9 protein-coding genes are annotated in these 12,929 nt (G+C 73.7%); 7 read left to right on the top strand and 2 right to left on the bottom strand.

Annotated elements, in window-relative coordinates:
* Positions 1 to 444 precede the first annotated feature (444 nt).
* From cyc2 to ACFWBT_RS03715, 5 genes are all read left to right on the top strand, one after another.
* A complete protein-coding gene (gene cyc2, locus ACFWBT_RS03735; RefSeq protein WP_385695428.1) occupies positions 445 to 2,622 on the top strand; it encodes a germacradienol/geosmin synthase Cyc2 in 2,178 nt (725 codons plus the stop codon).
* Between the two features lie 742 nt (positions 2,623 to 3,364).
* On the top strand, positions 3,365 to 3,877 hold the full coding sequence (locus ACFWBT_RS03730) for a PDZ domain-containing protein (protein WP_385695426.1): 513 nt from the start codon (positions 3,365 to 3,367) through the stop codon (positions 3,875 to 3,877).
* Positions 3,878 to 4,223: 346 nt separating this feature from the next.
* Entirely contained in the window at positions 4,224 to 4,844 is a 621-nt protein-coding gene (locus tag ACFWBT_RS03725; protein WP_385695424.1) for a LysE family translocator, read from the top strand.
* 93 nt (positions 4,845 to 4,937) lie between these two features.
* Positions 4,938 to 6,062, top strand: a complete 1,125-nt coding sequence (locus ACFWBT_RS03720; protein ID WP_385695422.1) for an aminopeptidase P family protein — start codon at positions 4,938 to 4,940, stop codon at positions 6,060 to 6,062.
* A 63-nt stretch (positions 6,063 to 6,125) separates the two neighbouring features.
* Complete coding sequence (locus tag ACFWBT_RS03715; RefSeq protein ID WP_385695421.1) at positions 6,126 to 7,070, top strand: aminoglycoside phosphotransferase family protein; 945 nt, start codon at positions 6,126 to 6,128, stop codon at positions 7,068 to 7,070.
* A gap of 36 nt (positions 7,071 to 7,106) precedes the next feature.
* Here the strand turns inward: ACFWBT_RS03715 and treZ are convergent, their stop codons facing one another.
* A complete protein-coding gene (gene treZ / locus ACFWBT_RS03710) occupies positions 7,107 to 8,852 on the bottom strand; it encodes a malto-oligosyltrehalose trehalohydrolase (protein ID WP_385695419.1) in 1,746 nt (581 codons plus the stop codon).
* A gap of 195 nt (positions 8,853 to 9,047) precedes the next feature.
* Here treZ and ACFWBT_RS03705 point away from each other — a divergent pair, with 195 nt between their 5' ends.
* Together ACFWBT_RS03705 and ACFWBT_RS03700 are read left to right on the top strand one after the other, a co-directional pair.
* Positions 9,048 to 9,599, top strand: a complete 552-nt coding sequence (locus tag ACFWBT_RS03705; protein WP_385695417.1) for an FHA domain-containing protein — start codon at positions 9,048 to 9,050, stop codon at positions 9,597 to 9,599.
* Between the two features lie 159 nt (positions 9,600 to 9,758).
* Positions 9,759 to 11,084, top strand: coding sequence for a M14 family zinc carboxypeptidase (locus tag ACFWBT_RS03700; protein ID WP_385695415.1), 1,326 nt, complete (start codon positions 9,759 to 9,761; stop codon positions 11,082 to 11,084).
* Positions 11,085 to 11,168: 84 nt separating this feature from the next.
* Here ACFWBT_RS03700 and ACFWBT_RS03695 read toward each other — a convergent pair whose 3' ends face one another.
* Positions 11,169 to 12,419, bottom strand: coding sequence for a M14 family zinc carboxypeptidase (locus ACFWBT_RS03695; RefSeq protein ID WP_385695412.1), 1,251 nt, complete (start codon positions 12,417 to 12,419; stop codon positions 11,169 to 11,171).
* Between the last annotated feature and the right edge of the window lie 510 nt (positions 12,420 to 12,929).

Genomic DNA, 12,929 nt, shown 5'->3' with positions numbered 1-12,929 from the left:
CCGCCCCACCCGCCCGGGACTACGCCGGAGCGCCGCCCGCCGGTGCTCTCCCGAACCCCTCCGCCATGCCTGCCCGGGCCCTCCGGCGCGGATCGGCAGCGTGGACCTGCGGACGCGAACGGGACGGAGACGCGACCCGGATCCGGTGACACCGGTGCGGACACCGGTCCGGCGGCGGACGGGACGCGCCCCGCGAACACCGCACGGACAGCGGAGCCGTGCACGGCACGGGGGAGCGCGACGAGGGTCATACGGCCACGGTGGCGGGCGGCGGCCGGGCAGGCAAGGGGACGGGAGCCGGGCGGCGGGCCGGCATCGAGCCGGGGCGTCGGCCCGGCCCGGACGAATACGCCGCCGCGCGCGGCTTTCGCACCGGTTCACGCGATGGTGTGATCATGTCCTGGCCTGCGGATGTCCGCTCGGAGCCATGGGTAGGGCCCGGCCATGACGCAGCCGTTCGAACTCCCGCACTTCTACATGCCGTACACCGCCCGGCTGAACCCGCATCTGGACGAGGCGCGGGCCCACTCGGTCGAGTGGGCCCGCGGAATGGGCATGCTGGAAGGCTCGGGCATCTGGGAGCAGTCCGACCTCGACGCACACGACTACGGCCTGCTGTGCGCGTACACCCACCCCGACTGCGACGGACCGGCCCTCTCCCTCATCACCGACTGGTACGTGTGGGTGTTCTTCTTCGACGACCACTTCCTGGAGACCTTCAAACGCACCCAGGACCGCGCCGGCGGCAAGGCCTACCTGGACCGGCTGCCCCTCTTCATGCCGCTCGACCTGTCGACTCCCGTACCCCAGCCGGAGAACCCCGTCGAGGCCGGACTCGCCGACCTGTGGGCGCGCACCGTGCCCTCGATGTCGACGGACTGGCGCAGGCGATTCGCCGTCTCCACCGAGCATCTGCTCAACGAGTCGATGTGGGAGCTGTCCAACATCAACGAGGGGCGGATCTCCAACCCCGTCGAGTACATCGAGATGCGCCGCAAGGTGGGCGGCGCCCCCTGGTCGGCCGGGCTCGTGGAGTACGCGACCGCCGAAGTGCCCGCGTCCGTCGCCGAGTCGAGGCCGCTGCGCGTCCTGATGGAGACGTTCTCCGACGGCGTCCACCTGCGCAACGACCTCTTCTCCTACCAGCGGGAAGTCGAGGAGGAGGGCGAACTGAGCAACGGCGTCCTCGTCCTGGAGACGTTCTTCGGCTGCACCACACAGCAGGCCGCCGAGACGGTCAACGACATCCTCACCTCACGGCTCCACCAGTTCGAGCACACGGCGCTCACCGAAGTACCCGCGCTGGCCGTGGAGAAGGGGCTCACCCCTCAGGAGATCGGCGCCGTGGCCGCGTACGCACAGGGCCTCCAGGACTGGCAGTCCGGCGGCCACGAGTGGCACATGCGCTCCAGCCGCTACATGAACGAGGGCGCCGTCGAGGAGGCGCGCCCCCTCGGCATGGGCGGGTTCGGGACCTCCGCCGCGGACATCGGGGCGCTGCTCTCCGCGGCCGGCGCGGAGCGGTTGCGCGCGTACACCCACGTCCCGTTCCAGAAGGTCGGACCCTCCCTGCTCCCCGACTTCCACATGCCGTTCGAGGTCACCCTCAGCCCGCACCTCGCGGGCGCCCGGGACCGCCTCGGCACCTGGATGCACACCACGGGCATGCTCCAGGAGGGCGTCTGGGACGAGGACAAGCTCATCGCCTACGACCTGCCGCTCTGCGCCGCGGGCATCCATCCCGACGCGACCCCCGAGGCCCTCGACCTCAGCTCGCAGTGGCTGGCCTGGGGCACCTACGGCGACGACTACTACCCGCTGCTCTTCGGCAACCGCCGTGATCTGGCCGCCGCCAGGCTGACCACCGCGCGCCTCTCGGCCTGCATGCCCGCCGACGGCGAGGAGGTCCCCGTCCCGGTCAACGGCATGGAACGCGGACTCATCGACCTGTGGCGGCGCACCACCGCGGAGATGACCCCGGACGCCCGCAGCACCCTGCGCGCGGCGGTCGACGTGATGACGGAGAGCTGGCTGTGGGAGCTGTCCAACCAGATCCAGAACCGCATCCCGGACCCGGTCGACTATCTGGAGATGCGGCGGGCCACCTTCGGCTCCGAGCTCACCATGGGCCTGTGCCGCCTCGGTCACGGCCCCGAGGTCCCGCCGGAGGTCTACCGCAGCGGCCCCGTCCGGTCGATGGAGAACGCGGCCATGGACTACGCGATGCTCCTGAACGACGTCTTCTCGTACCAGAAGGAGATCGAGTACGAGGGGGAGATCCACAACGGCATCCTCGTCGTGCAGAACTTCTTCGGCTGCGACTACCCGACCGCGCTCGGCGTCATCCATGACCTGATGACCCAGCGCATGGAGCAGTTCCAGCATGTCGCCGCCCATGAACTGCCCATCCTGTACGAGGACTTCAAGCTCTCGGAGGAGGTGCGCGGAATCATGCGGGGCTATGTGGTGGAGCTGCAGAACTGGCTGGCCGGAATCCTGAAGTGGCACCAGGACTGCCGCCGTTACGGCGCGACGAACCTGGCGCGGCGCGCCCACGGATTCGTGCCGGACCAGGCGCCCGCGCTGCCGTTCGCCTGGCGCGCGGAGCCCGCCTCGCTCTGACGGGTTCCGGCGGTCGGCGGCCTCGGTGACCTCGCGGACCTCCTCCGCGAGGTCGGGTCCGCCTCACACCCGCCGGCGACGTGATGGTGCGGGCGCTCGGGCGGACCCGCTCGCGGGTGCGAGGCCGGCATGGGCCACCGCGGCTCGCCCTGCGCGTGCGCGTGCTCGCCCGCGACGAGGTTCCCGCGGCGGTCGCCGTCGGCGCGGCCGATCTGGACCTCGTCGACGGACTCGCCGCGCCGAGCGGCCCCCTCCGGCTGCCCGACATGGCCCGGCTGACCACGCACGGCGTCAGCGAGGAACCGGTCTGCGTGCTGCTGCCCGCGTCTCATCCGCTCGCCCGGCGCGCGGGCCCGCGTCGCGGCGACCTGGTCGACGCCCGTCGGCTGGACGCCCCCGGCTCCGGCCTGCCGCCGGACCAGCAGCGCGCCGCGAACGGCGGCGGCCGTGGCGGACGGACTTCTCGAACGGGGATGACAGTCTCACTCGTTAGGGAATCGTCGCGCGCCGGTGGCCGGGGTAGAGCAAGGGCCGGAGGCGGTCCTAGAACACCTGCCAGAACATCTGCCGGAGGCGACCCATGGAACAGACCGCGTTGCGTCCCAAGCCGATGCCCGGTCAGGACCCGGGCGGCGGTGGCGGCGGTAGCGGTAGTGGTAGCGGTGGTGGTAGCGGTGATAGTGGCCGTCCGCCCGGTGAGACCCGGCGCCCGCACGCTGCGCGGCGCCGCGGCAGGCGGCTGATGACCCTGCTGTTCAGCCTGTTCGTCGGGTCGGTGCTGGTGCTGTCCGGCGTGGGGCTCGGCACGGTCGGCGCGACGGTGATCGGGATGAGCAGACTGGCGGACCTCCGGAAGCAGGCCGCCGGTGCGGCCGGGCAGACACGGCAGACCCCGGGTGTCTCCGGGCTGCCGCTGCCCGGTGGCTCCACCACCGAGTCCGGCAGCGGCAGCCCGATCCCGTCGGGGCGGTCCGAGCGGGAGACCGGCCGGGCGGCCCTGGGGATCGAGGCCGTCGACGCCCCGGAGGGCGGGGGCGCGCTGGTCGTCGGGGTACACATCCCCGGTCCCGGCTACACCGCGGGCCTGGTGCGCGGCGATGTCCTGGTCGCCGTCGGCGGGACCGAGGTCTCCTCGGCCGCCGACCTCGCCCGCGCGGTGGCGGACGCTCAGCCGGGCAAGGAGGTCACCCTCGACGTGCGTCACGCGAACGGCAACCGAAGGCAACTGTCCGCGCTCCCGGGCATCGTGACCTGAGACGGACGGGCGGCCCGGACGACCGCGGCTCCGATGTCCCACCGCACACCGCACCCCGCATGCCGGGCGCCGTACGCGGCACACGGCACGCCGGGCGCCGCCCACCGCATGCCGGGCGCCGTACGCGGCACGCCGGGTGTCCCCGCGGCTGGCCGGACCGCCGTTCGCGGGCTCCGGAGGCCTCGCCCCCCGGCGGGAGGCAGGAGGCAGGGGCGAGGCCCCGGCGCGGCAGGACGCGGGGGAGGGCTCCGAGCGTCGGCGGATGCCCGGGGAGCGGCTCTCGGACCTGACGGGCGCTGGGGGAAAGGGGCTGGCCACGCGGGCCGCGGGCCGCCAGGATGGCCGCATGCTGAGCACCCTCCTCGCCTTCCTCGGCGCCTGCACCCTGATCGCCGCCTCGCCCGGCCCGAGCACCGTGCTGATCATCAAGCAGTCGCTGCGCAGCCGGCGGTCCGGCTTCCTGACCGTGCTAGGCAACGAGACGGGTGTCTTCGTGTGGGGCGCCGTCGCCGCCCTCGGCCTCACCGCGCTGCTCGCCGCCTCCGAGATGGCGTACGACGTCATGCGGATCGTCGGTGCCGTCGTGCTCGTCGGCTTCGGCGTCCAGACGCTGTGGCAGGCGCGCCGTACCAAGGGGGCCGTCGACGGCGGCTGGGAGGGCCCGGAGAAGAGCGGCTGGGCGTCCTACCGGGGCGGGCTGCTGCTCAACCTCGCCAACCCGAAGGCGGCCGTCTTCGCGATGTCCTTCCTGCCGCAGTTCGTGCCCGAGAGCGCCCCGCACCTGCCCGCCATGCTCGGCCTCGCCGCGCTCTGGGCGGTGTACGAGGTGGGCTACTACAGCGTGTACGTGTGGTTCGTCGGCCGGATGAAGGCCGTCCTGTCCCGGACGGGCGTACGCCGGCGCCTGGAGCAGGTCTCCGGAGGCGTCCTGCTGCTCCTCGGAGCCCGCCTCGCCCTGGAGAGCTGACGGCGACAGGCACAACCGGCTCGCGCACACCCCACCGGAGGGGCAGGATGCTGCCGTAGCCCCCTGGGGAACTCCGGACACACGGAGGCATGGATGACCACCGCCACACCCGCGCCCTTCACCGCCGGCGACTACGAGGCCCGCATGCGGCGCGCCGCCGACGCCGCGGCCGACGCCGGTCTCGACGGCGTCCTGGTCGCGCCGGGGCCCGACCTGGTGTGGCTGACCGGGTACCGCCCGGCGGAGACCGAGCGGCTGACCCTGCTGGTACTGCGGGCGGGACACGACCCGGCCCTCGTCGTGCCCACCCTGGAGGCGCCCGACGCGGCCAAGTCGGCCGGCGCGCCCGCGCTGACCCTCCACGACTGGACCGACGGCACGGACCCCTACGAGGCGGCCGCGCCCCTCCTGGAGCGCGCCGGCCGCTTCGGGATCAGCGACAACGGCTGGGCCCTGCATCTGCTCGGCCTGCAGAAGCGGCTCCCCGACAGCCGCTACAGCGCGCTCACCGAGGCCCTGCCGATGCTCAGGGCCGTCAAGGACCAGGCGGAACTGGACCGGCTCGCGGCCGCCGGAGCGGCCGCGGACGCGGCGTTCGAGGAGATCCGGAAGGTGTCCTTCGCGGGCCGCAGGGAGTCGGAGGTCTCCCGCGACCTCGCCGAACTGCTGCGCCGGTTCGGGCACTCCCAGGTCGACTTCACCATCGTCGCCTCGGGCCCCAACGGAGCCAACCCGCACCACGAGGCCGACGAGCGCGTCATCGAGCACGGCGACATGGTGGTCCTGGACTTCGGCGGTCTCAAGGAGGGCTACGGCTCCGACACCTCCCGCACGGTCCACGTCGGCGAGCCGGACGACGAGGAGCGCAAGGTGCACGACATCGTGCGCGAGGCCCAGGAGGCCGGCTTCCGTGCCGTGCGGCCCGGAGCCGCCTGCCAGGACATCGACCGCGCGGCGCGCGCCGTCATCAAGGACGCCGGGTACGGCGAATACTTCATCCACCGCACCGGGCACGGCATCGGCGTCACCACCCACGAACCGCCCTACATGGTCGAGGGCGAGGAACAGCCCCTGGTCCCCGGCATGTGCTTCTCCGTGGAGCCGGGCATCTATCTGCCCGGCCGGTTCGGGGTCCGGATCGAGGACATCGTCACGGTGACCGACGACGGCGGACGCCGCCTCAACACCACATCCCGCGAGATGGTGATCGTCGACTGACGTGCGACCGCCGACCGCGCGGCAACCGCTTCGCCCCCGCACCCGGACGACAAGGGCGCGACCATGACCCAGACACCGACACCGACCACGGAAACAGTCCGCGGACTGGTCCTCTCGCTGCTGGCCGACGACACCGCGGCGGGCCCGGGACCGGACGTGCGGCCCGTCGCCGAGGGGGGCGGGCTCTCCACCTGGTGGGTGGGCCGACGCCACGTGCTGCGGCTCACCCAGAACCGCGACGCCTCTCTGCGGCAACGCCGTGAGCTGCGGCTGCGCGACCTGATCCGCCCGCTCATCGGGGTCGCCGTCCCGGTGAGCGTCGCGCGGGGCGAGTGGGCGAGCGGACTGAACTACACCCTCGACACCAAGGTGCCCGGCGTCTCCGGCGAGGAACAGGACGTCTCGGCCCTCGGCGAGGCCGACCTGGCGGGGCTGCTGACCGGGCTGCGCGAGGTCCCCGTACGCCAGGCCGAGACGCTCGGTGTGCCGCGCACCCCGCCACGCTCCCTGGAGACCCTGCGGGCCGCCGCGCTACGCGCCGCCGAGCGGCTCCCCGCCGAGGAGTTCGACCCCGCGCGGTTCGCCCAGCTCGCCGCGCCCGCCGCCGTCCAGCTCGGCGCGCAGACCGGCGCCGCGGTCCTCGTGCACCACCACCTCCTGGGCGAACACCTCGTGGTCAGCCCCGACGGGCGGGTGCGCGGCGTCCTCGACTGGACCGATGCGGTCCTCGGTGATCCGGCCGAGGACATCGCCGGGCTCGCCACCGCCGTCGGCGCCCCCGCGGCCGTGCGCGCCGCCACGCTCGCCGGCTACGGCGCCCGTCCCTGCCTGCGCGGCCTGTGGCTCTCCCGCTGCGACACCGTCATCCGGCTCGCCGACCGCCATCGCGGCCGCGCCCGCGACGACAGTCCCGTCCCGCTCCTGGAGGCCCGGCTGCGGCGCGCCTGGGAGTCGATCCTGCTGGAGCGGGTCACGGATCTGCGGGACGGCCCGGACGACGTGCCGTAGGGCGCGGGCTCTTCCACGGCCTCCGCGCCGAGCGCCTCACGCCTGCGTCAGCACCACGCACGACTCGCCCGGCACGTTCAGGACCCCGTCCGCTTCCGGTGCTTCGGCCGGGTCCCAGGACGCCAGGATCCGCGCGCGGCGGATGCCGAGCGGGATCGCCGCGGGGTCCTTGGACAGGTTCACGGCGACCCGGACGTCCCCGCGCCGGACGGCGAGCCAGCGGGCGCCCGCATCGTGGGCGACCCTGACCGCCGCGAGATCGGGGTCCGAGAGGTCGGCCTGACCGTGCCGCAGGGCGATCAGTTCGCGGTACCAGGCCAGCACGCGCGCGTGCGCGGGCGCCTCGGGCTCCGACCAGTCGAGGCAGGAGCGGTCCCGGGTCGCCGGGTCCTGCGGGTCGGGGACGTCCTCCTCGGCCCAGCCGTGCGCCGCGAACTCCCGCCGCCTGCCCCGCCGTACGGCCTCCGCGAGCTCGGGGTCGGTGTGGTCGGTGAAGAACTGCCAGGGGGTGCCCGCGGCCCACTCCTCACCCATGAAGAGCATCGGCGTGAACGGCGCGGTCAGCGTCAGCGCCGCCGCGCAGGCCAGCAGCCCCGGGGAGAGGGAGGCCGAGAGCCGGTCCCCCTGGGCGCGGTTGCCGATCTGGTCATGGGTCTGCGCGTAGCCGAGCAGCCGCTGCGCCGAGACGCGCGCACGGTCGAACGGGCGGCCGTGATGCCGTCCGCGGAAGCTGGAGTACGTGCCGTTGTGGAAGAAGCCCGACGTCAGCGTCTTGCTCAGGGCCGCGAGCGGGGCGCGGCCGAAGTCCGCGTAGTAGCCCTGCGCCTCACCGGTGAGCGTGGTGTGCAGCGCGTGGTGGAAGTCGTCGTTCCACTGGGCGTGCAGCCCGAGACCGCCCTCCTCGCGGGAGGTGATGAGCCGCGGGTCGTTCAGATCCGATTCCGCGATCAGGAAGAGCGGCCGGCCCAGGTCGCCGGCGAGCGTGTCCACGGCCGTCGACAGCTCCTCCAGGAAGTGCAGCGCACGGGTGTCCCGCAGTGCGTGCACCGCGTCCAGGCGCAGTCCGTCGATCCGGTAGTCGCGCAGCCAGGCCAGCGCGCTGCCGACGAGGTACGCGCGCACCTCGTCCGAGCCGGGCGCGTCCAGGTTCACGGCGGAGCCCCAGGGCGTCTGATGCGTGTCCGTGAAGTAGGGCCCGAACGCGGGGAGATGGTTGCCGGAGGGGCCGAGGTGGTTGTGCACGACGTCGAGGACGACTCCCAGGCCGAGTTCGTGCGCCCGGTCGACGAAGCGCTTCAGCGCCTCGGGGCCGCCGTACGGCTCGTGCACGGCCCACAGGGAGACACCCTCGTAGCCCCAGCCGTGCCGGCCGGGGAACGGGCACAGCGGCATCAACTCGACGTGTGTGACGCCCAGTTCCGCCAGATGCCCGAGCCGCTCGGCCGCCGCGTCCAGCGTGCCCTCGGGCGTGTACGTACCCACGTGCAGTTCGTAGAGGACCGCGCCCGGCAGCGCCCGCCCGGTCCACTCGGCGCGCCACGCGTACCGCTCCTGGTCGACCACCGCGCTCAGTCCGTCGGGGCCGTCCGGCTGCCGGAGCGAGCGGGGATCGGGCAGCACGGGGCCGTCGTCCACCGCGAACCCGTACCGGGTCCCTTCCTCCGCGTCCGCGTCGCCCGTCCACCACCCGGCACGCTCGGGATCGCGGTCCAGCGCGCTCGTGACACCCGCGCAATGGAGCGTCATCCGGTCGGCCTGCGGTGCCCACACTTCGAATCGCACAGACGGTTCCCCCTTGTCGGCTCGCTGTGACAATCGGCCCGTCCATGGTGCTTCACCGGAGATCAATTCGCTTTCGGATCCACCCTTTTGCCGCGTGTTCGTCGCCCTTTGGTCCCGCGAACGGCTCCACGCGGTTCCTCGCGCCGTTTCGGGCTCTTCTGGACACCCCGTCGTTACTGCCCGACAATCACCATCGTGACGTCGTCCTTCGAGTTCCACACGTACCCCGCGCGGCTGTCCGACGCGGAGCGCGACCGGGCGCTCAAGTCCCTCCGTGACGGCGTCGCCCTCGGCCGCCTCTCGCACGACACGTTCATCCGCCGCATGGAGCTGGCCCTGGCCGCCCGCCGGTCCGACGAACTCGCCGTGCTCACCGCCGACCTGCCCACCGAGCGCCGCTGGTCGAAACTGGTGTTCGGCACGGTGGAGGCCGTCTCCGGCTTCACCGTACGGCTGCGCAGGGCCTGGCAGGCCGAGCGCCTGCCCAAGCTGCAGCTGCCCAACCCCGGCAGCCCCTATCCGCTGCGCATCGGCCGCGACCCGGCCAGCGGGCTGAGGCTCAACCACGAGACGGTGTCCCGGGTGCACGCCGAGCTGAGTCGGCAGAGCGGCGTGTGGGTGCTGCGCGACCTCGGCTCGACCAACGGCACGACCGTCAACGGCCGGCGCGTCATCGGCGCGTCCGTCGTGCAGGACGGCGACCAGATCGGCTTCGGCCGGATTCTGTTCCGCCTCGCCTCGGACTGAGCCGCGGCGGCACGGAGCTCCGCAACATCCCTCGCCTCCCTCGGTGTTGACGTACCTCCGGAGCCGTGACTGACTGTGGTTGCACCATGCGCATCAGGTGAACCGACGGCGCCGTACGAGCGGAGGTGTGCCCTGCCGCCACTCCGGCGCTACCCGACCGTGGACGAACTCGGCGTCCGCGCCGCCGCGCTCGCCGCCCGGCACCCCGATGCCGCCCGGCTGCGCCGCGTGGGCACCTCCCGGGCCGGCACGCCGCTGTGGCTCCTGTCCGTCGGACACGGCAGCCGCCAGGCCCTCGTCGTCGCCGGACCGCACGCCAACGAACCCGTGGGCGGTGCCACGGTCCTGCGGCTGGCCGAACGGGCGCTCGCCGACCCCCGGCTCACCGAGGGCGCGGACGCCACCTGGAACCTGCTGCTCTGCCTCGACCCGGACGGCTCGCGCCGCAACGAGGCCTGGCTCCGCGGCCCGTACACCCTCGGCCACTACTTCCGGCACTTCTTCCGGCCCGGCTTCCTGGAACAGCCCGAATGGCTGCCCGAGGGCGCGGACGGCACCGTCCTGCCGGAGACCCGCGCCCTGCTCCGCCTCCAGGACGAACTGCGGCCGTTCCTCCAGTGCTCCCTGCACGGCGTCGACGTCGGCGGCGCGTTCGTCGAGCTGACCCGCGACCTGCCCGGTCTCGCCCAGCGCGTCGCGCACAGCGCGGCCCGCCTCGGCATCCCGCGCGAACTCGGCCCGTACGACACCCTGTACTGGCCGGCGCTCGGCCCCGCCGTCTACCGCGTCCCGCCGCCGCGCAGGGGAGACCTGGCCGCCGCCATCACGGAGGCCGCGGTCGACTCCACCTGGTTCCACCCGCAGCCGCACGGCACGGTGACGGCGATCGTCGAGGCACCCATGTGGGGCGTCGGCGCCGTCGGGAACCCGGCGCGCCCCGCCGATCCCGACGCGGTGCTCCGCTCCGTCAGCCGCACGCTGCGGCACGACACGCGGCTCCTGGAAGGCATCCTGGCCCGCGTGCGGCCCGGCCTCGGCGCCTCGCCGGACGCGACCTGTCTCCTCGCGCCGGTGGACGACTATTTACTGGTCGGCCCCGGCCTCGCCGACTCCTGGGATCCCGACGTGCGGGACGCCGGCGCGCGCGCCCTGCCGCCGCTCGACACCGCCCGGCTCACGGCCCTGCGCCTCGCCGGACGCCGGGTCGCCCTGCGCACGGCCGGGCTGCTGCACCAGCTGGTCACCGCCTCCGGGCACGACCCGTGCGACGCGCTGCCCGAACTCGACCGGCTGATCGACGCGTGGTGCGCCGACTACCGCGACGGTTGCGGGGCCCGCTGGATACCGGTCGCACGCCAGGTCGAATACCAGGCGCGTGTGGTGCTCGCCGCGTTCGACCTCGCGGGGCGCCGCGCGGGCGCGCGTTCCCCTTCGGGTGAGCCGGGCCGGGGCGCGCAGGCCACGGTGCCGACGCACCAGGAATGACGAAGACCCTCCCGGTGCTCCGCGCCGGCCCGCTCGTCCACAGGGGAGCCGAGACGGGTGCGGTGTTCGACCTGCCGAGCTGAGTCAGGCGGCGCTGTCGCGCGCGTGGCGGGCGGCCGCCATCACCGTACGGGCCTGGTGCTCGACCTGGTTCTCCAGCGGCACCCAGCGCGCCCGGAAGCGCTCGGCGAAGGCGTCGCTCCAGCCGGCCACCAGCTGTTCGAGATGGGGCGCCTCGCGGTCACCGAACTCCTGGAGGACGCGCAGCAGCATGGACGCGGCCCGCAGCGGAATCCGCCGGCCGAACGCGTCGACACTGCCCACGTACGCCATCGTCGTGTCCGGAGGGGGCGCCTGCGACCAGTCCGCGGCGAGGCCCGGCACCAGTTCCAGCGCCCACTTCGCCGCCCGCAGAAGGGGCCCGTCGGGTCCCGGCAGCCGCGGCAGGGCCCGCCCGAGCACCGCCTCCACCTGGAAGGCGTCGGTCAGCAGCCGGTGTGCCAGGCGCCGCAGCGCCGCCGCGGGGGCGGGGTGGGGCGCCGGATCGTCCACCAGGTCGCTGGCCCACATCGGCACCTCCACGACGGCCGTCAGACCGCCGTACCGGTGGGCGTGGTACCAGGTGCTGTGCCGGGCGTCGTCCGGCATGCTCGGGTACGCCGCGTCCGAACCGGGCGCCGGCATCACATGGACCCCGGGCCCTGAAGCGGGCCAGCCCGCGGCGTCCGACGCGGCCGTCTCGACCGGGATGCGCAGCTCCGCCGCGGACTTGGCGAACGGCTCCGCGAGCCCCGGGATGTCCTTGGTCAACTGCACCCAGCTGCCGCCCAGATCGGTCCCGTGCAGCGTCGCCTGGAGATAGGGCCGCAGCTCGTCGATGACCCGGGTCAGCGCGCGGGTCTCCGGCGGCAGCCGGTCGGGCGGCAGGACGGAGGGCGACCACTCCGGCTGCTCGGGTCCGGCGGGACGGAAGAAGCCCAGGTGGTAGTCGAGCAGGGTGCGCGGCGCGGGCGTCACATGCAGGCTCGCCCCGTCGGGGTCCGCGCAGAGCAGAAAGTGCCAGGAGGTGTCTCTTCGCAACTCCCGTCGGCGCAGCACGCGTTCGGCCAGCGACAGCAGCGTCGAACCGCCCGTCGGTTCGTTCGCGTGGGCCCCGGCCACGACGAGGACCGCGCGCCGGGCGTGGCCGACGGACAGCAGTTGGAGAGGCCTGCCCGCGCGGGAGGTCCCCACTTGCCTCAGGACGCACAGGTCGGGTCGGTGGGCCGCCAACGCCCAGGCGGACGAGACGATTTCGGTCACACTGGGATAGCGCAACTCCGGCAGGTGACTCACCCCCGACTGGTCCGCCCTGCGTCGCTTTTGGCAGTACTCCACGGTCTCGGGGAACTGTCAAGAACGCGACACGGCGGCTCCGCGGGGCACCGGGTGGCACTTTCCCCTGGCAACGGGCCGCCGCGGATGCGCGAGCCGCCCGGGGCCGGTGCGGACCGCACCCCCCGGCCTGCGGAGAACCGGGGGAGGGGCCCGGGAACGGGAGCCCGGGACGGGTGGACGGCGTACGCGCGCGCCACGCGCGGGCGAGCCGGTGTCACGTACACGATTCACCCGTAAGGGTGTACGGGAACTGCGGTCCCGGTCAGACGGTGGTCGACTCGGAACAACCGCGCGCGGGTCCGGCGCGCAGACCCGAGGTGGTGGCCCGCGGTGCTGTGTCCTCATGGCCTTCCCCGCGAAGGCGGCCCGGCGGCGATACCCGCGGGCCCACCGGTCAAGATCACGCCCCCGCCCCTGCCCCCGAACGTGCCGGGCCCGCCTCCCCCGTCCCTCGCGGGTCCGCCCCCG

The sequence above is a fragment of the Streptomyces sp. NPDC060027 genome (assembly GCF_042737005.1).
GTDB lineage: Bacteria > Actinomycetota > Actinomycetes > Streptomycetales > Streptomycetaceae > Streptomyces.
The sequence above is the reverse complement of the archived record's forward strand: the minus strand, read 5'-3'. Positions and strand labels throughout refer to the sequence as shown.